This window comes from Bacillus sp. AFS098217, from assembly GCF_002551815.1.
Taxonomy (GTDB): Bacteria; Bacillota; Bacilli; order Bacillales; family Bacillaceae_G; genus Bacillus_A.
The window spans coordinates 21135-46800 of the sequence record NZ_NVPR01000017.1 but is presented as its reverse complement, the minus strand read 5'-3'; the positions used below and the strand labels follow the sequence as shown (position 1 = coordinate 46800).

Sequence of the window (25666 nt, the reverse complement as noted above, 5' to 3'; positions counted from 1 at the left end):
TCCCCTTCCCTGACCATCTTATGCTGACAAGATGGTCTATTTCTTATTTTAAAATATAATTTAGCAAGATTATCTCCCAACTCATTTCTTTGCCTTCACCGAAATTAGAGACGGGACCCGCATAAATATAATGCTAATAAAAAAGGAGTGAATATATTCACTCCTTTTTTGATTTACTTCCCTTTTTCGAACGATATTCTTTTCCTTTATTATCATTACCAGCTTCAAATTCTGAACTAAATTCCTGTTGGAATTGTCCTGATTTCGGTGAACCTTGATTTCCACTTCCTTGACTCCCATTACGATTTGTCATTTTTCTCTCTCCTTTCATCGATCATTATTGATAGTATGTCTTTCCGGCTTTAATCATACACATCACATTTTTAAAATAACGTGACACTTTACTGAATTGAGCTTTTATAGATAGTTTCTCTTCCACCTAACTTTTTCACTGCATTGTGAAGTAAGAGTATTACTGTCTGTAAATAGCGAGATACAAAAATCCTTCCCAATTTCGGGAAGGATTTTTGTATCTGTAATTTATTTCATCATTTCTGTGCATAAGATTCTAAGAGGGACAAATAGAATCTACAGGAAATACTCATCTGTAACATCACAACAAATAACGGTAATTCTCTTTCAGTATCTTCTTTTTTATATAAGTTTCTTCGAAATAGATATCATTAAGTGCATATCTTCTTCAGATAGAGCCGAAAATCTTTCTTGTAAATACTGTTTTTTCGCAGTTTCCATTTTTGTAACTAACTCTTTTCCTTGCTCCGTAATTTCTAAATATACAACACGTCGATCAGATGTAGAGCGTGTACGTGTCACAAATCCTTTATTAATTAACTTTTCCGTAACAGCTGTAATATGGCTATTGGATACATGTAATTCATTAGCTACACGTGAAACCATTTCTTTATTATTACGATTTAATATTCGAAGTACAAGAAACTCATTCCATGGTATATAACCGCCAAAGATTTTTCCAATATCATTACGCAATGAGCGAAACATAGCAAAGACGTTTGTAGACAGGTCCTCCATTAATTGTTCACGATTATGAGACACCATTTACATCTCCTTTTATTTCATTTACTTAAATAAAAACTTTATTAATTATTTTACCTTATATCTTACTTTTTGTCACCTTATTTTTCCATACACTCTAAGTGCTATGAACTCACTTTCCACATACTGTTTACCCCTTTTTTCTTTTAGATGGATTATATCCAATAATAACAAAAAGAAAGAGTAAGATTACAAGCTTTTCTTGATGAAAATTGATACAATGAAAGCAAACTATTAATAAAGAGGTGTTACATATGACATTAAAACAATGGGCAGATAAAGGCATGTCCTTTGATACATACGTAAATGAAATGAAAGTGAATCAATATGAACTATTACACATTTATAATAATTTTTTAATTCCAAACGAGTTACTTCCCGTTTTAGAAGAGCGTCAGAATGATGGATGGCGTGTTATTGTATTATCAGCTGATTGGTGCGGTGATGCCCTCCTATGTGTACCCGTAATGAAACGAATTTGTGAAGTTGCTAATATTGATATGCGATTACTGATCCGGGATGAAAATCTAGAATTAATGGATCAATACTTAACGAACGGAACAGCACGTGCCATTCCAATCTTTATTTTTATTGATAGAGAAGGAAACGAGCAAGCAGTTTGGGGACCACGCGCTCCAAAAGTACAGGAGTTAGTAACTTCTATGCGGGCTACATTACCAGAAAAAGAGGATCCACTATTTGAAGAAAAGCAAAAAGAAATGTACGCTAATTTCCGTGCAACATTAGCTGATGACACGTCCCTTTGGGAACATGTGATGGAAAATATGATTGAAAAAATAGTAAAATAAAAAAACTGCCAAATGGCAGTTTTTTTATTACATAAGGAAGAAGTAAAACACCGCTGCTAAAATAAAACGATAGTATGCAAATGGTGTTAACTTTACACGAGCCAATAATTTTAAGAATGAAACAATCGCAAGCATCGCTACAACAAACGCTGTCACAAATCCCGTTACAAATAGCGGTAAGTCTGCCACACTTAGTAAATGCCAGCTTTTAATTAAATCTAAACCTGATGCAGCAACCATCATTGGTACTGCTAAAATAAATGTATATTCAGCTGCTGCTGTATGAGATACACGAGCTAATAATCCACCGCTTATTGTAGATCCAGAACGTGAAAATCCTGGCCACAATGCTAAACATTGGAACATTCCAATTGTGAATGCTTGTTTATACGTGATGTCATCTAATGTTTTTGCTGTACTTGGTCTTGAGAACTTCTCAGCAACAATCATTAAAATCCCACCAGCAACTAAACTAATAACAACTGGTCCTGGTCCAAATAAAATTTCTTTAATTTTACTATGAAATAAAACACCTAGTAATCCTGCTGGAATCATACCAATAATGATATGTAATAAATTTAATGATGGCCCTTGCGTTACTTTTCCAATTCCAACTAATGACCATAAACGTTTCCAAAATACAACGACAACCGCTAAAATTGATCCTAATTGGATGACAACCTCGAATACTTTCGCTCTATCATCCTCAAATCCAATTAAATGCCCTGTTAAAATCATATGTCCTGTTGATGATACTGGTAAAAACTCCGTTAATCCTTCAACAGCACCCATGATTAATCCTATTAACCAATCAGCCACTGATCGTGCCTCCTTAATACCTTATATATACTTTTTTCATACCTTATCATAATACCTTATCCCCTTTCAAAGTGCATCTATTTTTTTCATCTATTTCATGTACACATACGCATATTTCTTTTCTATTCATTGATGAAATTGTATGATAGTAGAAGTTTATTCTTACACGGAAAGGAGCTTTTATGAAAGAAACCAACTCACTCTCACAAAAAATGAAACAATTTACATTGCTGTTCTTTCCAATTTTTGTAACACAGCTATCTTTATTTGCAATGAGCTTTTTTGATACTACAATGTCAGGACATGCAAGTGCTACTGATTTAGCGGGAGTTGCCATTGGTACTAGCATATGGATCCCTATTAGTACTGGACTAACAGGAATTTTAATGGCTACTACTCCCATTATCGCTCATCTGGTTGGCTCAAAACAAAAAGAAGCCGTTCCCCATGTTGTAATACAAGCCGTATATTTAGCGATTAGTGTTAGTTTCCTTGTTATTCTCATCGGCTACTTTGCCGTTTCACCAATTTTAAAGGGCATGCATTTAGAAGAATCAGTAGAGCGCATTGCCGCTCAATTTTTAAGCATTATTGCAATTGGTATTATCCCTTTATTTGTCTATACTGTGTTACGTGGATTTATTGACGCTCTAGGAAAGACGCGGACAACGATGATTATTACTTTACTCTCCTTACCAATTAATGTGATTTTAAATTATGTATTTATTTTTGGTCATTTTGGTTTTCCACAACTAGGAGGCGTGGGTGCCGCAATTGCTTCCACAGCAACGTACTGGTGCATTTTAATCATTACTATTATTATTATCTGTACGAAAGAGCCGTTTGCATCTTTTGGTATCTTCAAGCAGTTATATCGCATTTCCATTTCACGTTGGAAAGAACTTTTAAAACTTGGTGTTCCGATTGGATTTGCTATCTTTTTTGAAACGAGCATTTTCGCTGCTGTTACACTTATGATGAGTAATTTTAGTACAACAACAATTGCAGCACATCAAGCTGCCATGAACTTTGCATCACTCTTATATATGACACCATTAAGTTTAGCAATGACTCTGACAATCGCAGTTGGATTTGAAGTTGGTGCAAATCGATATGAAAATGCAAAACAATATGGATTTATTGGCATCGGTTTAGCCCTTACTTTCGCTCTATTCTATTCAGTCCTACTCTATTTCTTTGGTGATCAAATTGCATCTATTTATACAACAGATGCTACGGTTCATGATTTAGCAAAAGAGTTTCTCATATTTGCTATTTTGTTTCAAATTTCCGATGCAATTGCTACACCCGTTCAAGGAGCACTCCGTGGTTATAAAGATGTAAATGTCGCTTTAATCATGACACTTATTGCCTATTGGGTAATTGGTTTGCCACTTGGTTATATATTAGCAACTTATACTTCTTGGGCTGCAAAAGGGTATTGGATTGGCCTTATTTTAGGTCTCGCATTTGGTGCTAGCTTTTTGCTGATCCGTCTCTTTCAAGTACAACGTAAATATGCATTGCAAAAAAGCCGCTAATTGTAGCGGCCTTTTTCATTATGTATAGTTCCTCTCCAGAACGTGTAACATAATGAAAAAGAAAGGTGAAAACCCATGGATGAAAAGAAAAAACAGCAGTCCTTCGATGAAGAATTTGCTCCTGAAATCTCACCTGGATATCGGCAAGATATTCATCAACCACCTCGATATAAAAACACTTCCTTTTTAGTTGGGATTGGTATTTTCGGAGCAATATTACTTGTACTCATCATTTTCGTCTATTTTTAATGAAAGGAATGTTATATATGACAAAGCAATCTTCAACCGTTTCGAAAAGACCTGTAAAAACGCAAAAGGGCTATGCTGGTGATTCTGTAAACACGCTTAAACAAATCGAACAAGGGAATTTAGAAATTGCAAAAAAAGAAATAGGGCAACAAAACGAAAACCTTTAAATGTCCCCGTCTTCTGGGGGCATTTCCATTCTACACGTTGCCGCTGCTCTGCAATCTTAAACGTATTATTTTCTTTTACAATCCTCATTTCTCTTACCATCTTCAATACCCCAATAAGCCGAAATACAAAATAAGAAAATTCTGATATTATAAAATTAAACAAGCTATTTTATCAAGGAGAGAAATGAGGAAATCATATGCAACATTACAGGCAATATGTACAACAAACAATGCCAAATACCACTATACGCTCTTATAAGCAAAATGATAATGGCTGGGATAATATAGTCGTGATTGTAAATAATGAATGGCTCTTTCGTTTTCCACGTAAATCCCAGTATGCAAGGAGAATCCCGCGAGAAAAAAAAGTATGCGAAATACTTTCTCATTCTTTACAAGGAATAGAAGTTCCAAAGTACCATGTTTTATATAAAAATGAATCAGATTCCATTCCATTTGGTAGCTATTATGCACTCATTCATGGGGAACCATTGACAGCCCAAACACTCGCGGGATTAACTGTAAAAGAACAAGAAATCATTGCTACACAGCTCGCTACCTTTCTCTCTTCTTTACATACCATCCCAATAGAACGTGCTGCAGAATGGGGATTTCATGTAGAGAGACATCTCACATACTGGCGACAAATTCAAGCGAAATTACATGATTACCTTTCTCATACATTTACATCAATAGAAAGAAAATCCTTTGATTGTTTATTTGAGAACTTTTTTGAATACATACATGAACCTAATTTTCAACATACAATGATTCATGCTGATTTTACACATCATCATATTTTATTCAATGGGAAAAACAAAAAAGTTTCAGGAATTATTGATTTTGGTGATACTCAAATTGGAGATCCTGCCTTTGATTTTGCTGGTTTATATCACGATTTTGGTAACGAATTTACCGGAGCTATTTATAAACAATATTGCGCTCTTACCCCCCATCATGATTCATCATTCACTCAGCGTATCACTTCTTTTTATCAGTACAGCCCGTTATTTCATAACCTTATTTACAGCTTTGAAACAAATAATAAACTAGAAATAAACAAGAATTTGGAAAGCATGCACACAATATTAAAGGGATTGAATTAAATTCTTTCCCTATATTCTTTTTCCTCATAATAAATCATTCATACCTATTGCAACATCTTCATCCCCCTCTCACCATTACGAAAGATGTTTTACAAATTCAGCTCCAAATTGAAGACATTTTTCTACATCTTCATCCTCTGGCGTTAATTCTACTTTTAGCCCTTCTAGCACAACCTCTGCACCACGCTCTTGTAACTTTTCGGTTAAAATGTCAACAGCTGCGCCGTATTTCGGATAAGCAGAATCACAAGAGCCAAACACTGCCGCTTTTTTACCTGCTAAATGAATCTCTTCCATTTCATCATAAAAATCTAAGAAATCATCTGGAAGCTCACCATCTCCCCAAGTATAAGCTCCTAAAATAATAGCGTCATATTTCTCTAATATAGAAGCTTCTGGTGCAGTCATAATATCAATTACTTCAATCTCATTTCCTGCCTCACGAATTGCTCCAGCAATATAATCAGCCATTTCTTCTGTATTTCCACTCATACTTGCAAAAATCATTACAAACTTACTCAATTGAATCTCTCCTTTGATTATGTATTACTTTTTCTGTTTTCTTTATTTTCTTCTCGTCTACATATTCCGCACGAATTACATTTCGTTGCCATTCTATATGTTTATCTTTATTTTTAAATTCCCTTTGTCCAAGGCGAGATGCTTTCCTCATCCATTTTTTAATTGATAATTATTATCAATCACAACTATACAATTAGATTAATTGAAAATGATTATCAAAGTCAATTATTTTTTTGAAAAAATAATGAAAAGATACAAGCTTGTCCGTTGACGATTCATATACTATAAATGAGCATAGTTCTTTCTCAGCCCTCTCTAGCGGAAAGAAATAGAAGCAACTGCGTTGTCGCAGTTGCCTTTTTTATATACTGAGGGAAACTTTTAATCTTCCTCTTAGCAGCTAAGATTTTATGAACCGTTTGCTCTCACTAAACCTCTTTGTTCACATTGATTTTTTTAAGTTTCTAACAATTTCATTGTCACCTGTAAAAATAACTCAGCTCCATAAACCAGCGCCGATTCATCTACATCAAATTTCGGATGATGATGTGGATAGCAGGTCTCCATTTTTTCATTCCCAGTTCCTAATTTAAAGAAGCAGCCTGGAGCTTTTCTCAAGTATGCAGAGAAATCTTCTCCTCCCATAGAAGGAGCGAGCTGTACAATTTTTTCTTTTCCAAAAAGCTCTACTGCACTTTCCTCGACTGCTCTTGTAATAAATGCATCATTAATGACAGGATCATATCCATAGCGATATGTATATTCATATGTTGCACCGTGTGCTTCTGTAATCCCTTTAACAATTTGTTCAATCTTTTCTTCCGCTTCTTTTCTTAGTTTTTGATCAAAGGAACGAACTGTTCCCATTAAAGAAGCTGTATTAGGAATAATATTATCCGCTGTTCCCCCGTGGAATTGCGTAACTGAGACAACCCTTTGCATAAAGGCACCTGTATTTCTTGATACAATATGTTGTAAGTTGGTAACAATTTGTGTGCCAATTGCTATTGGATCAATTGTTTCTTCTGGTCTAGCAGCATGCCCTCCTCTTCCTTTGACTTCAATTGTAAATACATCAGGTGCTGCCATCATGGGTCCGTATACAATCCCAATCTTGCCACTCTCTAACCCAGACATCACATGTAAGCCGATAATGTAATCTACGCCGTCCATTACACCAGCTCGCACCATTTCCTGACCGCCGCCAGGATAGACTTCTTCTGCATGTTGAAAGAAAAGACGAATTTCTCCTTCCCACTCCTCATTCATTTTCGCTATTGCTTCCGCTGTTCCTAATAAAATAGCGGTATGTGCATCATGCCCGCATGCATGCATCACACCTGGAGTAGCTGATGTATAAAGTTTTAACGTCTCTTCCTGAATCGGAAGAGCATCCATGTCCGCGCGAATCGCGACTATTCTTCCTGTTTTCTCCCCTGTTTTCTTCCCTTTTTTCTTTGCCATCACACTATACTTCGTTGGTCTTGTTACCTCAAAAGTGGAAAATGAGCACAATGTGTCATATATAAATTGTGAAGTTTGTTCTTCATGGAATGATAATTCAGGAGATTTATGGAAATGCCGTCGCCACTCTATAATCTTTTCCTCTGACACAAGCTTCCTCCATTTCTTTTTCCCATGTTCCATTCTTAACAACCTCCTTTTTCGTATTTATATTCTTACTTTAGCTTCACAAAATGATTGTCCTTATTATCCTTTTATCTTTTGACATGACAAATCAATAACAATTTCATGCTGAATGTAATATAATTACTAAGTTAGGGATTTTCTTTTTTAGTATTTAGTGCTACTATCAAAAAAGAGCCTTTTTGTCTTATTTTTACCTAAAATGTGGAATTTTGTTTTTTTCACAATAATGTAGGACATGATACCTACATATAGTTATTATTTCATAAGAGAGGAAAAGACATGGAAAGATTAAAAGAGATATGGTCTCGACCACTCATACAATGGTTTGCAAAAACTTTTTATTACCTTGCAATTTTGTTTGCATTACTTTGGTTGTATGGATTCCATGATACAAACACAAGTACATTTATTTACAATGAATTTTAGGGTGGGAACGTTATGAAGTTATTAGAACAAATCGAAAAGTGGGCGGCTGAAACGCCTGATCAAACCGCTTTCGTTTGGCGAGATGCGAAAATTACGTACAGACAATTAAAAGAAGACTCTGATGCATTAGCTCATTGGATTTCTTCTGAGTATGCAGATGATCGCTCACCAATTATGGTTTATGGCCATATGCATCCAGAGATGATCATTAGCTTTTTAGGGTGTGTCAAAGCTGGACATGCTTACATTCCAGTAGATTTATCTATTCCAGCTGATCGTGTACTACGTATTGCTGAAAGTTCCGGTGCGAAACTACTTTTATCACCAACAGAAGTGAAAGTAGCTGATTTACCTGTTCGCATCGTATCTGAAAACAACTTACAAGATATTCTCTTGACTCATAAAGGGAAAACTCCAAACCCTGAGCATGCAGTAAAAAATGATGAGAACTTCTACATTATTTACACATCAGGGAGCACAGGGAATCCGAAAGGTGTACAAATTACGTACAATTGTCTTGTCAGCTTTACAAAATGGGCGGTTGAAGACTTCAACTTACAAACTGGACAAGTGTTCTTAAACCAAGCACCTTTCTCATTCGATTTATCTGTGATGGATGTTTACCCATCGTTAGTAACAGGTGGTACACTTTGGGCAATTGATAAAGATATGATTGCGCGTCCAAAAGACTTGTTTGCTTCTTTAGAACAATCAGACATACAAGTATGGACATCCACACCATCATTTGCAGAAATGTGTTTAATGGAGCCATCTTTCTCTGAAAGTATGCTACCAAATATGAAAACATTCTTATTCTGCGGCGAAGTATTATCAAATGACGTAGCAAGAAAATTAATGGAACGCTTCCCAAACGCAACAATTATGAATACGTACGGTCCAACAGAAGCAACTGTAGCTGTAACAGGCATTCATGTTACACAAGAAGTCGTTGAGACATATCAATCACTTCCAGTTGGTTACTGTAAATCTGATTGCCGCCTTCTTATTATGAAAGAAGATGGTACAATCGCACCAGATGGTGAAAAAGGTGAGATTGTAATTGTTGGTCCAAGCGTAAGTGTTGGATATTTAGGAAGTCCTGAATTAACAGAAAAAGCATTCACAGTTATTGATGGCGAACGTGCCTATAAAACAGGTGATGCTGGATATGTAGAAAATGGTCTTCTTTTCTATAATGGTCGTCTTGATTTCCAAATTAAATTACATGGTTATCGAATGGAATTGGAAGAAATCGAACATCACCTTCGCGGTTGCTCTTATGTAGAAGGAGCTGTCGTAATTCCAATTAAAAAAGGTGAGAAATACGATTACTTATTAGCGGTTATTGTTCCAGGAGAGCATTCGTTTGAAAAAGAATTCAAATTAACATCTGCAATCAAAAAAGAACTCAATGAGCGATTACCAAATTACATGATTCCAAGAAAATTCATGTATCAATCTTCTATTCCAATGACACCAAATGGAAAGGTAGATCGCAAAAAATTATTGAGTGAGGTTACAGCATGACCGCATATGGATCATTTTATTTTTTCGCCATAGTGGGCATTTTATTAATACCTACTATCATAGCTGGATTAAAAGGTAAAATGTTGCGTAAATATAATGCTGTCCTAACACTAATCATGCTTGCACTTATCTTCTCTGATAAACCAAAGCAAGCAATGATGCTAGCAGCATTTATCATTTGGCAATATGTCCTTATTAAAGGCTATTTATTATTACGAAAACAAAATAATAATACGGTTATGTTTTACATGGCTGTTATCTTGTCGATTTTACCGCTTATTTTGGCAAAAATCGCACCATTTGTACCTGATTTAAAATTTGTTGTTTTTGCCGGTATCTCTTACGTAACATTTAGAGCAGTACAAATGGTATTTGAAGTTCGTGATGGCTTAATTAAAGAACTCTCATTCTTTAATTTCTGGGAGTTCGTTCTGTTCTTCCCTGCTATCTCAACTGGACCTATCGATCGTTACCGTAGATTCCAAAAAGATATTCAAAAGCCACCGAGTGCTGAAGAATATCAAAACCTACTATATACAGGTATGAACCGTATTTTCCAAGGTTTCCTGTACAAATTTATTATTGCTTATTTACTTCAGCAACACGTTACAGATGCTGCTTTTGCAAATGCAGATACCATTACATCTAACATTATTTACATGTACGGCTATAGTCTATATCTATTCTTTGACTTTGCAGGTTATAGCTCATTCGTAATCGGTGTAAGTTATATGATGGGCATTAAAACGCCAGAAAACTTTAATAAACCTTTCATCAGTCGTAACATTAAAGATTTCTGGAACCGCTGGCACATGAGCTTATCATTTTGGTTCCGTGACTTTATTTACATGCGCTTTGTCTTTTTCGCAACAAAGAAAAAGTTACTTAAAAATCGCTATACGATTTCCTATATCGGCGCCTTTTTAAACTTTTTCATTATGGGAATTTGGCACATTGCAGGTCATCATATTTATCAGTATATTATTTATGGTCTATATCATGCTGCTCTGTTTATTTTGTTTGATATTTTCGAACGAAAAAACAAAAAGCATAAGTTTTGGCCAAATAATAAATTCATGCATGTCCTTGCAATTGTAATCACGTTCCATTTCGTATGTTTCGGTTTCCTAATTTTCTCTGGTCACCTAAACAGATATTTTTAAGGAATAACTTCTTATAACTTAAGAAGTTACACATAATACATTTCGGATATAAAGGAGATTTTAAAAATGGCAGAATTCAAAGATCAAGTATTAGATATTTTAGAAGAAGTATGTGAAAACGATATTGTAAAAGAAAATCCAGATGTACAATTATTTGAAGAAGGTATCCTTGATTCTTTCGGTACAGTATCTTTATTAGTAGAATTCCAAGAACGTTTAGATATCGAAGTATCTATCTCTGATTTTGACCGCGATGAGTGGGCAACACCAAATATGATTATTAAGAAGTTGGAAGATATCCGATGAAAAAAGCAACTTTTGGTCCGATGCTCTTAGCATTGGCCCTTTTTGCTGTATTCTTACTTATCCCAACACGCTTCCTACTTCCACTTGTAAGTGATAAGAAAGTAGAACAAGCTGCAACTTCTCTAAAAGAAGAAAAAATTCAAAGTATGATTTTACAGCAAAAAATGTTAGAAGACCCGAAATACCTTCCGATGTATGGTTCATCGGAATTTGCAAGAATGGATGCTTTTCATCCATCCAATTACTTTAAAGTAAACCCGGAAGGGTTTACACCATTTCTTCTTGGTCGTGGTGGAACACAAGATCTTATTCACGTCTTAAACTTTGCAACCTCAATGGATCAATTAAAAGATAAAAAACTAATCTTTGTCCTTTCACCACAATGGTTTGTACCACAAGGAATTGATGAAACGCACTTTGCACCTAACTTTTCTAAACAACAAGGCTATCATTTCATTTTCAATAATGATCTAAAGCCTAAAATGAAAAAGCAAATTGCTGAGCGCTTATTGAACTTTGAGATTGTAAAAAAAGAAACATTATTAAAAATATCTTTAGAAGGTATCGTTTATGATGATACAAAGCATAAAGTAAAAGCAATGGCTGCAAAACCTTTCGCTTATCTTTATCGTAATATTTTAGATCGTAAAGATTTATTTACGATAATGTTTAATATTAAACCACATACAGAAACACTTGACCCATCATTGAAGCAAATGAACTGGGAAGAAGCGCGTAAACACGCTGATCAAGTTGGTGAATCAGAGTCAGGATCAAATCAATATGGTATCGAGGATGGTTACTTCAATAGCAAAATTAAAAAGAAATTGAAGCAACGTGAAGGTTACCTAAAAAATGATGCTTATGATCAATCTCCAGAATATGAAGATTTACAAATTGTAATTGATTTATTAAAACAATCTGGTGCTAAACCACTCTTCATTTCTGTTCCCGTAAAAGGCCCATGGTATGATTACGCAGGATTCCCAAAAGAACGACGCGAATTATACTATAAGAAAGTTCATGAGCAAATTCAGCAAGCTGGCTATCCAATTGCTGACTTCTCAAATCATGAATATGATAAATACTTCTTAAAAGATCATATGCACTTAGGTTGGAAAGGCTGGGTTTATATTGACGAGGCCATCCAACAATTTTATAAAGCAAACTAACAAAAAGACCGCTTGAATTATTCAAGTGGTCTTTTTTTGTATGCATCTTGTAACTGTTCTACAGTTACCTTTACTTCTGCCATCACACGTTCAACAATTTGCTGAGCTGATTCTTTTTTTGCTAATGAAGAAGCTTGTCCAGCCCAAAGTGACATATACTCTCCTTTATTTTGTCTTGCTGCTTCTTGACGTATTTTCGAAGTTAATACATTTTGAACGGGATACATAGGTAAGCTACCTTCTTTCCCCTCGTGCTGCTCTATAAATGCATTCCGAATACCTCGTGCGTATTTTCCAGAAAATGCTCTCGTTACAGTTGTACTTGTATCTGTACTTTGTAATATTGCCTCTTTATGTACATCGTGTGTTATACTCTCTTCGCTTGCTAAAAAGGCTGATCCCATTTGCACGCCTTCCCCGCCTAATGCAAACGCAGCAACAACCCCTTGACCGTTCATAATCCCTCCCGCTGCTACAATAGGAACTTGCGGAACTGCCGCCACTAGTTGAGGAATTAAAGCGAACGTACCAATCATAGAATCTTGTTCTTTACCAATGAATGTCCCACGGTGTCCTCCAGCTTCACTACCTTGTCCAACAATTACATCTACCTTTAATTCAGCAAGCACCTTTGCTTCTGCTACATTAGTAGCTGTTCCAATAGCCTTTATCCTCTCTCTCTTTAAAGATGCAATTTCTTCTTGCTCTAACGTATGAAACGCAAAGCTGACAACTGGTACTTTTTCTTCCTGTAGCACTTGCAGTTGCTCTTTATAACTTTTCGGAAGTTGCAGCGATTGATTATACTCATCTATACCTAATTCTTTTCGTATCGGCTCTAATAAATTTCTTGCGACTTGTACTTTTTCTTCCTCAATTTGTATTTCCTTCGTGAGTAACAGATTGACTGCAAACGGCTTATCTGTTAACTCCCTTATCTCATAAATAGATTGACGAATTTGTTCAGGACTCATATAACCAGCCCCAAGTGTTCCTAATCCCCCGCTATTACTTACAGCGGCAACAAGTTCTGGCGTTGTAATCGCACCTGCCATGCCAGCTTGAATAATTGGATATTTTATTTGTAGTGCATCAGTTACTCGGCTTGTAAACATCCTTTTCCCTCCTAGTCTCCTTAAATATCTTCTTTTTTCTACAAGCTTTTCCCTTCTTTTACAAAAGGATTGAACTTCTTATGAAACGAATATATTGGAAGAGAAGGAGGAGATTCTATGATTCAGCCCAATGCTCTAAAAGAAGGAGATACTGTGATGATTATCGCTCCAGCAGGTCCACCAATCATTGAACACGTTCTTACAGGAGCAAAAATATTAGAAGAGATGGGACTATCAGTAATCATCGGAAGAAGTGTTTATGAAACATGTGGATATTTAGCTGGTACTGATGCCATTCGCCTTCATGATATACATGAATCATTTGCAAACCCTAAAGTAAAAGCTGTTTTTTGTGCACGAGGTGGATATGGCAGTGGTCGTCTTCTTCCGCATATTCAGTATGAGCTTATTCAAGCCAATCCAAAAATTTTTTGGGGATATAGTGACATTACAGCTTTACATATCGCATTTACACAGTGTGCGGGACTTATTACTTTTCATGGACCGATGATTGAAGAAATAGGAAAAGGCATTCCCTCTCTTTCTTTATCTTCCTTCAATCAACTATTTCATCCTTATTCAACTATTTTATCAGGGGCAGAATGTATTACATCTTCAACTAACTGCATCGTTTCCGGGCCATTAATTGGCGGAAATTTAACTGTTTTGACAAGTACACTTGGATCGCCATATGAAATAGATACAGCAAATAAAATTTTATTGCTCGAGGATATTGGAGAAGAACCGTACCGCATTGATCGTATGTTCAATCAATTACGTTTATCCGGAAAATTTAATGCATGCACAGGCGTTATTTTCACAAGCTGTCATAACTGCACTGCTACAAAACCCTCCCTATCATTACAAGACATATTATATGACTATCTCACCCCATACAACATTCCGGTATTATTTGGTCTTCCCATTGGACATATACAGCCCAATATCGGAATCCCATTTGGAGTCACTGTCATAATGAATACAAACAGAAATACTGTTTCTATTCCTTCTGGTGTAAGGTGCATAGCAAGATAAATACAAAAAGGAAAAGCATAAATCGCTTTTCCTTTTTACTACTTTTAGATAGCCATACATACAACCATTTTTATTGATAATAATTAAAGATTTGTCCAGATGCGATATCAGCAATTTCTTCCGGAATAAATGTTTTACTAAGTTCCGTACCAACATTCAACACAGCCGTTGCCTCTTGGTCAAGGCTTTCAAACAATTCTTTTCCACGTATCGTAATAAGGGGTGTTCCTTCTGGCAACACTTCTTTTACAAATTCCAATTGTGTAAAGAACGGAACAATCCATCTACCTTCTCCTTGGAAATAACGCAAACGAAGAGTTCCTTCTGCTGCAGAATCATCAGCCTCTACAGATCCAGCAACATAAAACTGAGTTGTTAGCAACAATTCATAAAATTCCTTTTGTTTTTGTTTGTCATCCTCTGCTAAAACAAGTACTTTTTCTATTTTCTTTACTGGAATTTGTTCCATATGCTGCCACCCCTATTTTCAAAATAATTATACTTAGATTATACAAAATATTCTTATTCTTTTCTACATAATTATTCATTTATTTTATTGAAATAGCAAATTAATATCAATCATTCCAAATTATAGCTGACTCAGCTTTACCTTCTCTAATATTTCAGGGGTTGTAACAATAGTAGCAAACTCTTCATGTAAATTCACTAGCGTCATCTTATGAATTTCTTCTGCACAATGTTGTACACCGTCCGGTCCTTTTCGATTAAATGTCGCTGTGGCATCGCTCACTAAATACGTTAAAAAGCCTAAATTTCCAGCCATTCGAGTTGTTGTCTCCACACAATGATTCGTCGTTAATCCCACAATAATAACAGCACTGCAGCTCTTCTCTTTCAACTGCTGTTCTAAATCTGTTCCAATGAATGCGCTGTTAACACTTTTTTGAATAATTATCTCATCTTGTAATGGCTGTACTTCTTCTTTGAAATGTACTGTTTCTGCATTCGGATGAAACACTGATTCAATATTATCTTTGTTCACATGCTGTATATGAAAAATTGGTAGCCCTCTTCCCCTCCACTCTTCTAATAAACTCTTCATATTTTCTTCCGCAAAAGGATTATTTCGCACTCCCCAATACGGTAGATCAAATGCTTTTTGTACATCAATAATGATAAGTGCTGTTTGATTCAACATTATGTACCTCCTACTATTCTGGCTGTAATTGAAATAAAAATCCAAGTTGTTGTGAGGCAGTAATAAAACAAATATATGCACAGAGTTCCACAATCTCCGCCTCACTCCAATACCCTTTTAATACATCAAACATCCGATTATCTATTGCAGATCGGTTATGTACAAATAAGTGTGCAAATGTTACAGCAGTACTAATTTCTTCTGCCTTCTGCACATCATCTGGTTTTCCCTTTGCCATACAATACGGACATTCATTTCCAAATGCAAGTGTTCTTCGTACTTGTTCCTTTAACTCTTCAGAAAGAGTTCCCGTTTCATACAATGTATTTTCTAACGAATTCCATGATTGTAGTATATTGGGACAATGCCCTAGTAATTTTTGAAACTTTGTTTCCCCGATATTTGATAATAAAATTCTCTCCATTATTTCTCCTCCTATTCCTTTCTCATTTATTGTAAAATAAATAAAGTACTCTTTACATTTCATATGAATCTTAATTTATATGTTTTCTTTTCAAAAAATATCAGTTTCCTGGAGGTATATTTACAAATGCAATTAGATCGTGTAGATCGTAAAATTTTAAATGAATTATATAATGACAGTCGCCTTTCTATGCGCGAGTTATCAAAACGAGTAAATTTGTCTGCGCCTTCTACTGCAGAGCGCGTTCGTAAATTAGAAAGTGAAGGTGTTATTCAGAAGTATACAATTGATATTGATTATAAAAAGGCAGGTCTTGTTTTAGACTGCATTTTGGAGATCACCTTAAAGAACGGCGATACAACACGTATGCAGCAATTCATTCAATCCTATCCATCTGCAAGTTTTTGTTATCGTGTAACAGGAAGCTTATGTTATATCGTTAAAATTTCTGTTCCTTCATTAGTCGAACTTGAAGAATTTATTAATGATGTTTCTTCCTATGCAACAACTGTTTCCCATATTGTTTTATCGGAAGTATCCCTTACTCCTGATATTGAGCATATTTTCCCAGAAGAATAAAAATTAATTTTTATTCAAAATAACCGTAAAAACCCCTTACAAAAAGAATAAAAATGTTTTATTATGTATTAAAATACAAAAGTTCGAGAAAGGGGTATTACATTGAAAATCTGGTTTTACGAGAAAACGGCTCAAGAAGATGATTTACTTGGTATTTGGGACAATGTTCCCACCATCCCTCGAATCGGGGAAAAGGTGGAAATTTTAAAAGCTGTTCGTACTGTTACAGATATTAAATATGTAAAAAACGGAAACAACTTTCATGTAGAAATTGTTATTCATTAAAAGAACAGCTCTCCTTATTACTACCGGAGAGCTGTTCTTTTATTTCTTATGGACTTACTATCATTTTGCCTTTTTTATAATAATTTGATCAGTTTCTATCGAAACCGTTACATAATCATTTTCTTCTAATTTCAACTGATTCACAGCCTCATCTGGTAATTCTACAGCCATAAGTCGATCAGTTAAAATGACTTGACTATATGTTGCATTTTGCGGTAATGATATTGCTACCTTATCTTCATTCATAAAACGAAGGAGTGGTACTCCCACCTCTTTTACAGTTCGCCAATTTTTTCGAATAAAAGGTACCAACCATAGTAAACTAATAAGAATCACAACAAGCCCAATCCATAAACTGCTTTGCGCTTGTAATTCAGCAATTGAAATTGCATCGCCTGTTCCTTCTCCACCCATTAATTGAATGCTAGTTGCAATACAATTATTTAAAGCGTGCACAGCAATATTCGTCCATATATTTTTCGTTTTTATATAAAGGAGACACATCACAACACCAAATAGAAAAGCACCAACAACATCAAAATGCCCTAAACCAAAAATGAGAGATGACACAATTACAGCTCTTTTTATTCCCCACTTAAACGCCATACGCTGTAAAAAAAAGCCCCGAAATATGACTTCTTCCATAATTGGTGCCAAAATACATGCTGAAATAAAACTGAATATCTTTGTATTCATACTGCTCATATCAATTACACTATTATCATTCAACACACCAACTAAGAAATCAGGAAAAAGATGTGCTAGTATGTAAAATTGAATATGAGATACACCAAATGAAAAAACCATTCCCATTGCCGTTGCGATTACAATCAGCTTCCAATTTAAATTTGATGGCTTATCAAAGAAACTAGTAAATATTATATTGTTTTTTCGTGTTTTTACATATAACCATAGTAGTGGAAATACAAAAAATACCGAAATTTGCAATACTACATCCATGACACTGTTTGGAGCCCCTACAAAGACTAGCGGTATCACCGTTACAAACATACCTAAAATCATCCATGCAAAAAAACTGCGAAGTCGTATATGTGAAAATGCGTACTGAATAAAAAACACCCCCATGATGATATATTTATATAAATACAAGTTGAAAAACCGACATAAAACCCTCTTTCTTTTTAGGTGGACGAGAGCATCTGGCCATGCATAGAAGCGGTCAGGGCCTTTTCCTGCCACATGCACGGGTAAAAACAAAGAGAGAAAGTGAGTGCATGTCATGTTTTATTCTGCATAGCAGCGACTTATATATTGAAAAATTAAAATAGATTTATATACATTGTAATATGAATACCCTCAAATTTCTTCCTATTTTTCTCAGTTCGCGTTTTAAATAAGATATCTATTAAAATATGTACTAACAAATCTATTTCGAGAAATTTCCTCTTTGTAAGATTTCCTGTTATAATATTAAACGTCGCTTTTTATACTTAATGTTATAAAACACATTATCATGATAAGAATAAGGAGGATTACACACATGGATTTCTTTGAACATGTCATTACTCCGATTCATAAGCTTATTACAACAACGAAGCTGGTATGGGTAGTGCACCGAATGCAGCTGCGACTGCTAACGTAACACACCCTGTTAAACAAGGTTTCATTCAAACACTTGGTGTCTTTACAGATACATTATTAATATGCAGTTGTACTGCTTTTATTATCCTTTTATCAGACGTTCATACTGGAACAGATTTAAATGGTATCCAGTTAACACAAGAAGCGTTAAAAGCACATATTGATCCTTGGGCTCCAATCTTTGTCGCTGTGGCCATCTTCTTATTTGCATTCAGTTCTCTAATCGGAAATTACTATTACGGTGAGACAAATATTGAATTCTTAAAAGGAGGCAAAATAGCGCTTATGATTTACCGTATCGCTGTAATTGGTATGGTATTCCTAGGTTCTGTTGCAACAATTCAAGTTGTGTGGGATTTAGCTGACCTATTTATGGGCGTTATGGCAATCTTCAACTTAGTGACAATTATTTTCTTAAGTAAATATGCATTTGCAGCACTTAGGGACTATATGAAGCAAAAAGAAGCTGGACAAGACCCGGTCTTCTACGCTGACAGCATTCCTGGTTTAGAAAACACAGAATGCTGTCAGCGTGAAAAAACAGAAGAAAAAGTTGGTTAAAAAAGATCCCCGCTTGCCGCGGGGATTTTTTCTATTTCATATATACATGTAAAGTCATATTACTAAAAATACAAATCAATTTGATTTAATAAAGCCTTACTTTTTATACTCATTCGGTTCTTCGTATATATTATTGTTTATATAAAAATTTTATAATACATCACGCTTTTGGAATAATGCACTCGATGCAACGAGCAACACTACAAAATACACAATTACAAGTAATAGCGATGTTGTAAAATTAAATTCTGCAAATGGTGGTTCCATTCCACCGCTAATTAATTTATTACTATCGTACACATTTAAATTGAGATGGAAAAATACAACAAATTTCGCAACACCTTTTGCAAACATCATAAGTAACATATCAATTGTATTTTGTAAGAAAAAGACAAACATAGTAATAACTAATGGTAATACAGACTTCCTAAAGATATTTGCTAAGAACATGGACAATGTTATATAAAATAGAACTGGTACCATCTTATACACTAAAATCTTCAGTAACATAGCAACTGTTAATTCTTCTTTCCCTCCACCAAAACTAACTACTCCAATTAGCATGGAAATGAATAAGGCAACAATTGATATAAGTATTACAGTCAATATAACTGTTACATATTTTGAAAATAAGACCGTAACTCGTTTTCTAGGGCGAATCAGTAATTGTTTAATTGTTCCCTTTTGAAATTCTTCAGTAATTGTACGAGCTGCAAGGGTAATCCCAAAAATTGTAGTAAATACTATAATCAAATCAAGCATTGTACTTGAAAATGATACAAAGCCTGAAAATTGCACCTCAGCTGGTGCCCATTTTTTAATAATGATTGCCATTGCAATTTCTAATACAACTAATATTCCCATTAAAATATACATACCTTTTTTCGCATGTAACTTTAAAAACTCATTTTGTATTAATTTTAACATTATGCTTTCACTCCCCCAGTAATCGCTAAGAACTCATCTTCAAGCGTCCTATTTTGCACTGTAACGCCATATACGAGAATATCCATATGCACAAGTTGTTTTACAATCTGCGGAATTTTTTCTTTCGTTACGGAGACCACAATAACATTTTCTTGCACTTTACCTTTAATCACTTCATTTGCACGCTGAATCTGATCCACCTCAAAAGTTACGACAACCGTTTCATCATTCTTCGCTTGTTCATGCAAGTTATATGCTTGTACAAATTGACCATTCTTAATGATAACAACACGGTCACACATCAGTTCAATCTCGCTTAATAAATGGCTTGATACAATGACAGCTATATTTTCTTCTTTCGCTAATCGTTGTAAATAATCACGAATTTGACGAATACCGGCTGGATCTAATCCGTTTGTCGGCTCATCTAAAATAAGGATTCTCGGGTTGTGAAGAAGCGCTTGCGCAATCCCAAGACGTTGCTTCATTCCAAGTGAATATGTCTTCACCTTTTTGTGAATGGCATGCTCTAACTCCACCAGTTTTACAATTTCAGCAATACGTTCTTTGCCAATAGGTGTAACTGCCATATTTGCAAAATGCTTTAAATTTTGCATCCCTGTCATATAATCATATAATTCCGGATTTTCGACAATAGCCCCAATTTGTTCTAACGCCTTTTCACGTTCTGTACGAATACTATGACCACAAATCGTAATATCCCCTTCTGTTAGGGAAATAAGACCTGTCATCATTCGAATTGTCGTCGTTTTACCGCTACCATTTGGTCCAAGAAACCCATATACCTCTCCTTCTTCAACTTCAAATGAAAGATCGCGGATAATTTCAGTGCTGCCAATCTTTTTATGGACGTTTTCTAATTTTACTACTACGTTTCCCAATGATTGTTCCTCCTTTAGACTTCTAGTTTTTTATTGATAATATGAGCTGTTAAATACATACCTACAATACATACTAGACACGCAAAACCCATATTATATATGTTAATATTGCTTCCTGCATACATACCTATATCTAAACCATCACCACTTGAATAAATTATTTTTTTTATAAACGTAAATGAAGGTGTTAACTTTCCTAATGCTACATATATCCCTTTCAATACCGTATTTAAAATTAAGAAACTAACAATAATAAGCATCACTTGTATTTTTTTCTTTCTTGTAAAAATTTTCATTACTACAATTAAAAATAAGATTTGAATCATAATGCTTTGTATTTTAATCATTTCTATTACAGACGATAGGATATGATCTGTTATTGTTACATCTGCTAGTTCTCTCAAAGCAGTAAACAGTTCTGAAGAAGGTATTGCAAACTGCAAACTAATATAAAAGATACTTGTTCCAATAACATCCCATATAAACATCACAGCTGTTAAAAGGAAAATCATTCCCATTACCAATTGCTTACCAGAAATTGTACTAAGACGAACAAGCGGATTTCTTAGTAACTTAGGAAAAATACTAATAACCTGTATAAAAGAGATGATTATGCCACAAATATATAACGTAAAAATACTCATAAATAATACCAATTGTTTAGTACTTGTTACACTAGTTAACTTCATATTCATTTGTGCAAATAATATTCCGATAATAAGTATAAATACTAAAAACGAAACGATATACTTCCGCTTGTTATCATTCCACATATAACGAAGTAGCCCTATCACCTACCAAACACCTCCTTAAACAATTCATTCACCGCTTTCTCTCTCTGAAAACGAAGTTCTTCTACATTTTCATGCAGTACGATTTCTCCATCCTTCAAAAAGATAACTTCATCAAAAATGTTTTCAATTTCACCAATTAAATGAGTCGAAATGAAAATCGTACAATCTTCACGATAAAATTGTAAAATGAGTTCTAGCACATGTTCACGTGAAACGGGATCAATTCCGCCAAGCGGTTCATCCAATATGTAGAGTTTTGCTTTTCTTGAAAATGTTAAAATCAACTGTAATTTTTCAATCATTCCCTTTGACAATGCTTTAATTTTTTCTTCTAATGGTATTTTAAATTCAGCGATGGCATCTACTGCCTTTTGAATCTCAAAGTCTTGATAAAAATCACGATAGAAAAATATAGCATCTTTTACAGTCATCCACTCATTAAATACAGGCCGATCCGACATAAATGAAACAATCTTTTTTGTTTCTAAACCTACTTTCTTACCTGCAATTGTGATATTCCCTTCCGAAGGGTGCTGCAACCCTGCAATCATTTTTAATAATGTCGTTTTCCCACTACCGTTATCTCCGACAAGACCGATAATCTTTCCTTCTGTAATTTCTAAGTTTAGCTCACGAATCACTGCCCTTAAGCCATGTCTCTTCCACAAGTTCTCTATTTTCAATAACTCTTTCATCAATTCTCCTCCCTTTTCTCTTCTAATGAAGAACGAAGAATTAAGAGAATTTCCTCTTCTGAAAACCCTAAATTGTCCATTCCATTTATAAAAGAATGAAGCAACTCTTTTGCCATATCTTTGCGCAGCTCCATAATTTTCTCTCCTTCGCTCGTTACATATCTTCCCATTCCTCTACGTGTTACAACGATTCCATCTCGCTCTAACTCTTGAAATGTACGCTGAATCGTATTTGGATTTACTTGTAACTCACTTGCTAATTCACGTACAGAGGGAATTTTGTCACCAGGTGATAAATGACCTGTTACAATTTCTTTTTTTATGTATTCCATCACCTGAATATAGATCGGTGTGTTAGGAGAAAACTCAATCTTCATTTCTTCCCTCCTTTTTGTCTTAGTGTACTNNAGTACACTAAGACAAAAAGGGTGTAAATACTTTTTTCATTTAAAATATAATAAAAAGACAGTGCATATTCGCACTGCCTTTTCTCTTATTTTATCCCGCTATTCGCGGGCAGTAGGCCGTCCACTAAGGGAAGTTCCACTTTATTTTGTTACCAATTCTGCCTCATTTTCTTCAAAAGGCCACTTCGGTAACATGTTACGAAGCTCCTTATCAGAACGATATCCAAGTGCGTATTCCGCTTGCATAATCGTATGAATTTCACGTGTTCCTTCGTAAATAACTGGAGCTTTTGCATTTCGTAAATACCGTTCTACTGGGAATTCATTCGAATATCCATAGGCACCGTGCACCTGCACTGCATCATTTGCCGCTTCAAATGCAGCATCACAAGCAATCCATTTTGCTAAAGATGTTTCCTGTGTGTTACGTTTCCCTTCATTTTTTAACCATCCTGCTTTATAGACCAATAAACGTGATATTTCAAGATTCGCAGACATCTTCGCAATCATTTGCTGCACAAGCTGATGTTTTCCAATTTCTTTTCCAAATGTTTTACGCTCTTCACAATACTTTACACTCGCTTCTAAACTTGCTTGAATGAGCCCACACGCTCCTGCCGCTACCGTAAAACGGCCATTGTCTAATGATGCCATTGCAATTTTAAATCCTTCTCCCTCTTCTCCAAGAAGATTTTCCACCGGCACTTTCACATCATCTAGAAATACTTCTCCTGTATTGCCCGCTCTAATGCCAAGCTTTCCTTTTATCGCTTTTGTTGATACCCCAGGAAATGTTCGTTCTACGATAAAACAAGAAATACCGCGGTGCTTTAATTCTGAGTTTGTTTTTGCAAATATTAAGAAGTGGTCTGCAACATCACATAAAGAAATCCATGTTTTGGATCCATTTAATACGTAGTGATCGCCTTGTTTTACGGCTGTTGTTTGCATAGCAACAACATCTGATCCTGCATTTGGTTCAGTTAAACCGAACGCCCCAATTTTTTCACCTTTCGCTTGTGGAACCAGGTACTTTTGTTTTTGTTCTTCTGTTCCCCATTGGAGAAGTGTCATGCTATTTAATCCCGTATGTACAGATACAGCTGTACGGAAAGCTGTGTCACCACGTTCTAATTCTTCACAAACAATAGCAAGCGTATTATAATCCATACCAACACCGCCATATTGCTCTGGAATACAAACGCCCATAAACTGTAACTCAGCTAAACGCTTCAAGACCTTTTCTTCAAAATGTCCTTTTTCATCCCATTCTTTAATATATGGAATAATTTCATTATCTACAAATGATCTCACTACTTTTCTGACACTTTGTTGTTCTTCTGTTAAATTAAAATTCATTTTTACTTCCTCCTTATATCCATTGGTTTTTTTTCATTTCCGTAATGCTTCCCTGCGAATATCCCAGTTTTTTCAAAATCTGTTCTGTATGTTCCCCGTGGAGTGGCGGATGTTTCTGCATCCGCACTGGTGTCTTTGCAAGTTTTAATGGTGAACCTACAAGTGTAAGATTTTCAATGGTTGGATGTTCCATATGAATTGTCATATCTCTCGAAACTGCCTGCTCTGTTTCTAGTGCTTCCTTCACATTGAGAATTGGTCCATTTGGAATCCCTGCTTCATCCAAAAGTTGTTTCCAGTCCTCTTTCTTTTTCTTTTTCATTTCTTTTGCAATCATGTCTACAAGTTCTTCCCTATGCAAAAGACGATTTGCATTTGTTTTATAGCGATCTAAACGAGATAAGTCTTGTCTACCAAGTAACAAACAAAACTTATGAAACTGTTCATCATTTCCAACTGCAACAACAAGATCTCCATCCTCCGCCTGAAATACTTGATACGGAACAATATTCGGATGCTGGTTTCCAAGTCTCTTTGGTAATTCTCCTGTACATAAATAATTGCTTGCTACATTTACTAATGCCGCTAATTGTGAATCAAATAAAGAAATATCAATTTCTTGCCCTTCTCCTGTTCTATTTCGGTGCTGCAAGGCGGCTAAAATCCCGATACACGTAAAAAGGCCTGTGAGCACATCTGCAATCGCAACACCCACTTTTGAAGGCTCTTCATCCTTTCCTCCTGTTATACTCATAAGCCCACTCATCGCTTGAATCATATAATCATAACCAGGAAGATGTGAAGCAGGGCCCTTTTGACCAAAGCCACTAATAGAAGCTAAAATAATGTCTTCCTTCACCTCTTGTAACACTTCATAACCAAGTCCCATTCTCTCAAGTGTTCCAGGCTTAAAATTTTGTACAACGATATCAGCATGAGAAACAAGTTTTTTCAAAACATCCTTTCCCATTTCTGACTTTAAATTTAATGTAAGCGACTCTTTATTACGATTTGCACAAAGAAAATAAGCGCTTTCTCCCCCTACGAAAGGTGGTCCCCATCCTCTTGTATCATCGCCATTTCCCGTATTCTCAATTTTTATTACTTCGGCTCCTAAATCACCGAGAATCATCGTACAAAAAGGACCGGCAAGAACCCGAGATAAATCAATAATTTTGATTCCGTGTAATGCTCCCTCCAACCCCTTCTCCTCCTATAGTAAAAACCAGTAAAACCAATTAGAGCGAACATAAACATGGTAGTTTTACTGGTTTGTTTTTACACGTTATTG

At 35.3% G+C, this 25666-nt stretch carries 30 protein-coding genes and 1 pseudogene; 14 read left to right on the top strand and 17 right to left on the bottom strand.

What is annotated here, in order from left to right; genetic code table 11:
• Positions 1 to 157: 157 nt before the first annotated feature.
• A complete protein-coding gene (locus COO03_RS04415) occupies positions 158 to 313 on the bottom strand; it encodes an imidazoleglycerol-phosphate dehydratase (RefSeq protein WP_097895422.1) in 156 nt (51 codons plus the stop codon).
• 341 nt (positions 314 to 654) lie between these two features.
• The gene (locus tag COO03_RS04410; RefSeq protein WP_141523202.1) at positions 655 to 1074 is read right to left on the bottom strand and encodes a MarR family winged helix-turn-helix transcriptional regulator; all 420 of its coding nucleotides are present in this window, start codon (positions 1072 to 1074) and stop codon (positions 655 to 657) included.
• Positions 1075 to 1328: 254 nt separating this feature from the next.
• Between COO03_RS04410 and COO03_RS04405 the strand changes: the two genes are divergently transcribed.
• On the top strand, positions 1329 to 1883 hold the full coding sequence (locus COO03_RS04405) for a thioredoxin family protein (RefSeq protein ID WP_097895420.1): 555 nt from the start codon (positions 1329 to 1331) through the stop codon (positions 1881 to 1883).
• Between the two features lie 27 nt (positions 1884 to 1910).
• On the opposite strand, the gene bacA is transcribed toward COO03_RS04405, so the two are convergent.
• Entirely contained in the window at positions 1911 to 2702 is a 792-nt protein-coding gene (bacA, locus tag COO03_RS04400) for an undecaprenyl-diphosphate phosphatase (protein WP_097895418.1), read from the bottom strand.
• 182 nt (positions 2703 to 2884) lie between these two features.
• Between bacA and COO03_RS04395 the strand changes: the two genes are divergently transcribed.
• The 4 genes from COO03_RS04395 (at position 2885) to COO03_RS04380 (ending at position 5765) form a co-directional block, all read left to right on the top strand.
• Complete coding sequence (locus COO03_RS04395) at positions 2885 to 4243, top strand: MATE family efflux transporter (RefSeq protein WP_097895416.1); 1359 nt, start codon at positions 2885 to 2887, stop codon at positions 4241 to 4243.
• Between the two features lie 75 nt (positions 4244 to 4318).
• Positions 4319 to 4492, top strand: coding sequence for a 2-isopropylmalate synthase (locus COO03_RS04390; RefSeq protein WP_097895414.1), 174 nt, complete (start codon positions 4319 to 4321; stop codon positions 4490 to 4492).
• Positions 4493 to 4509: 17 nt separating this feature from the next.
• Positions 4510 to 4659 carry a hypothetical protein gene (locus tag COO03_RS26840; protein ID WP_097895412.1) on the top strand — a complete coding sequence of 50 codons (150 nt, stop codon included), beginning with the start codon at positions 4510 to 4512 and terminating at the stop codon, positions 4657 to 4659.
• A gap of 197 nt (positions 4660 to 4856) precedes the next feature.
• On the top strand, positions 4857 to 5765 hold the full coding sequence (locus COO03_RS04380; protein ID WP_097895411.1) for an aminoglycoside phosphotransferase family protein: 909 nt from the start codon (positions 4857 to 4859) through the stop codon (positions 5763 to 5765).
• 75 nt (positions 5766 to 5840) lie between these two features.
• On the opposite strand, the gene COO03_RS04375 is transcribed toward COO03_RS04380, so the two are convergent.
• A complete protein-coding gene (locus tag COO03_RS04375; RefSeq protein WP_097895410.1) occupies positions 5841 to 6287 on the bottom strand; it encodes a flavodoxin in 447 nt (148 codons plus the stop codon).
• 456 nt (positions 6288 to 6743) lie between these two features.
• Complete coding sequence (locus tag COO03_RS04370) at positions 6744 to 7934, bottom strand: M20 metallopeptidase family protein (RefSeq protein ID WP_097895409.1); 1191 nt, start codon at positions 7932 to 7934, stop codon at positions 6744 to 6746.
• A gap of 282 nt (positions 7935 to 8216) precedes the next feature.
• Here COO03_RS04370 and COO03_RS04365 point away from each other — a divergent pair, with 282 nt between their 5' ends.
• From COO03_RS04365 to dltD, 5 genes are all read left to right on the top strand, one after another.
• A complete protein-coding gene (locus COO03_RS04365; RefSeq protein ID WP_097895407.1) occupies positions 8217 to 8363 on the top strand; it encodes a teichoic acid D-Ala incorporation-associated protein DltX in 147 nt (48 codons plus the stop codon).
• Positions 8364 to 8375: 12 nt separating this feature from the next.
• Positions 8376 to 9890, top strand: a complete 1515-nt coding sequence (dltA, locus tag COO03_RS04360; protein WP_097895406.1) for a D-alanine--poly(phosphoribitol) ligase subunit DltA — start codon at positions 8376 to 8378, stop codon at positions 9888 to 9890.
• A complete protein-coding gene (gene dltB / locus COO03_RS04355) occupies positions 9887 to 11053 on the top strand; it encodes a D-alanyl-lipoteichoic acid biosynthesis protein DltB (RefSeq protein ID WP_097895404.1) in 1167 nt (388 codons plus the stop codon). Before dltA ends, dltB begins: the two co-directional genes overlap by 4 nt.
• Before the next feature lie 66 nt (positions 11054 to 11119).
• Complete coding sequence (dltC, locus tag COO03_RS04350; RefSeq protein WP_016113973.1) at positions 11120 to 11359, top strand: D-alanine--poly(phosphoribitol) ligase subunit DltC; 240 nt, start codon at positions 11120 to 11122, stop codon at positions 11357 to 11359.
• On the top strand, positions 11356 to 12531 hold the full coding sequence (dltD, locus tag COO03_RS04345) for a D-alanyl-lipoteichoic acid biosynthesis protein DltD (RefSeq protein WP_097895402.1): 1176 nt from the start codon (positions 11356 to 11358) through the stop codon (positions 12529 to 12531). The genes dltC and dltD overlap by 4 nt, the downstream gene beginning before the upstream one ends.
• A gap of 17 nt (positions 12532 to 12548) precedes the next feature.
• On the opposite strand, the gene COO03_RS04340 is transcribed toward dltD, so the two are convergent.
• Complete coding sequence (locus COO03_RS04340) at positions 12549 to 13646, bottom strand: NAD(P)H-dependent flavin oxidoreductase (protein ID WP_097895400.1); 1098 nt, start codon at positions 13644 to 13646, stop codon at positions 12549 to 12551.
• A 117-nt stretch (positions 13647 to 13763) separates the two neighbouring features.
• Here COO03_RS04340 and COO03_RS04335 point away from each other — a divergent pair, with 117 nt between their 5' ends.
• The gene (locus tag COO03_RS04335) at positions 13764 to 14681 is read left to right on the top strand and encodes a S66 peptidase family protein (RefSeq protein WP_097895398.1); all 918 of its coding nucleotides are present in this window, start codon (positions 13764 to 13766) and stop codon (positions 14679 to 14681) included.
• A 70-nt stretch (positions 14682 to 14751) separates the two neighbouring features.
• On the opposite strand, the gene COO03_RS04330 is transcribed toward COO03_RS04335, so the two are convergent.
• The 3 genes from COO03_RS04330 to COO03_RS04320 all read right to left on the bottom strand — a co-directional run bounded on the left by COO03_RS04330 (position 14752) and on the right by COO03_RS04320 (position 16327).
• The gene (locus COO03_RS04330; protein WP_097895396.1) at positions 14752 to 15150 is read right to left on the bottom strand and encodes an SseB family protein; all 399 of its coding nucleotides are present in this window, start codon (positions 15148 to 15150) and stop codon (positions 14752 to 14754) included.
• Positions 15151 to 15270: 120 nt separating this feature from the next.
• Positions 15271 to 15840 (bottom strand): cysteine hydrolase family protein, encoded by a 570-nt coding sequence (locus tag COO03_RS04325; protein WP_097895394.1) that lies wholly within the window; start codon positions 15838 to 15840, stop codon positions 15271 to 15273.
• A 13-nt stretch (positions 15841 to 15853) separates the two neighbouring features.
• A complete protein-coding gene (locus COO03_RS04320; RefSeq protein WP_097895392.1) occupies positions 15854 to 16327 on the bottom strand; it encodes a carboxymuconolactone decarboxylase family protein in 474 nt (157 codons plus the stop codon).
• 63 nt (positions 16328 to 16390) lie between these two features.
• On the opposite strand from COO03_RS04320, the gene COO03_RS04315 reads away from it, so the two are divergent.
• Positions 16391 to 16843 (top strand): Lrp/AsnC family transcriptional regulator, encoded by a 453-nt coding sequence (locus COO03_RS04315; RefSeq protein ID WP_097895390.1) that lies wholly within the window; start codon positions 16391 to 16393, stop codon positions 16841 to 16843.
• Positions 16844 to 16945: 102 nt separating this feature from the next.
• On the top strand, positions 16946 to 17128 hold the full coding sequence (locus tag COO03_RS04310) for a DUF3913 family protein (RefSeq protein WP_097895389.1): 183 nt from the start codon (positions 16946 to 16948) through the stop codon (positions 17126 to 17128).
• A 60-nt stretch (positions 17129 to 17188) separates the two neighbouring features.
• Here COO03_RS04310 and COO03_RS04305 read toward each other — a convergent pair whose 3' ends face one another.
• Positions 17189 to 18199: a CPBP family intramembrane glutamic endopeptidase gene (locus COO03_RS04305; RefSeq protein WP_141523203.1), complete on the bottom strand. Its 1011-nt coding sequence runs from the start codon at positions 18197 to 18199 to the stop codon at positions 17189 to 17191.
• Positions 18200 to 18673: 474 nt separating this feature from the next.
• Between COO03_RS04305 and COO03_RS04300 the strand changes: the two are divergent.
• Positions 18674 to 19291, top strand: a pseudogene (locus tag COO03_RS04300) (alanine:cation symporter family protein); the annotation flags it as partial.
• Positions 19292 to 19441: 150 nt separating this feature from the next.
• On the opposite strand, the gene COO03_RS04295 reads toward COO03_RS04300, so the two are convergent.
• The 7 genes from COO03_RS04295 to COO03_RS04265 form a co-directional block, all read right to left on the bottom strand.
• Entirely contained in the window at positions 19442 to 20218 is a 777-nt protein-coding gene (locus tag COO03_RS04295) for an ABC transporter permease (protein ID WP_097895387.1), read from the bottom strand.
• Positions 20218 to 21120, bottom strand: a complete 903-nt coding sequence (locus COO03_RS04290) for an ABC transporter ATP-binding protein (RefSeq protein ID WP_097895386.1) — start codon at positions 21118 to 21120, stop codon at positions 20218 to 20220. The genes COO03_RS04295 and COO03_RS04290 overlap by 1 nt, the downstream gene beginning before the upstream one ends.
• 14 nt (positions 21121 to 21134) lie before the next feature.
• Positions 21135 to 21914, bottom strand: coding sequence for a hypothetical protein (locus COO03_RS04285; RefSeq protein WP_097895384.1), 780 nt, complete (start codon positions 21912 to 21914; stop codon positions 21135 to 21137).
• Complete coding sequence (locus tag COO03_RS04280) at positions 21911 to 22609, bottom strand: ABC transporter ATP-binding protein (protein ID WP_097895383.1); 699 nt, start codon at positions 22607 to 22609, stop codon at positions 21911 to 21913. The genes COO03_RS04285 and COO03_RS04280 overlap by 4 nt, the downstream gene beginning before the upstream one ends.
• Positions 22609 to 22986: a GntR family transcriptional regulator gene (locus COO03_RS04275; protein WP_097895381.1), complete on the bottom strand. Its 378-nt coding sequence runs from the start codon at positions 22984 to 22986 to the stop codon at positions 22609 to 22611. Before COO03_RS04275 ends, COO03_RS04280 begins: the two co-directional genes overlap by 1 nt.
• A 171-nt stretch (positions 22987 to 23157) precedes the next feature.
• Complete coding sequence (locus tag COO03_RS04270; RefSeq protein ID WP_097895379.1) at positions 23158 to 24375, bottom strand: acyl-CoA dehydrogenase family protein; 1218 nt, start codon at positions 24373 to 24375, stop codon at positions 23158 to 23160.
• Between the two features lie 13 nt (positions 24376 to 24388).
• On the bottom strand, positions 24389 to 25576 hold the full coding sequence (locus COO03_RS04265; RefSeq protein WP_097895377.1) for a CaiB/BaiF CoA transferase family protein: 1188 nt from the start codon (positions 25574 to 25576) through the stop codon (positions 24389 to 24391).
• Between the last annotated feature and the right edge of the window lie 90 nt (positions 25577 to 25666).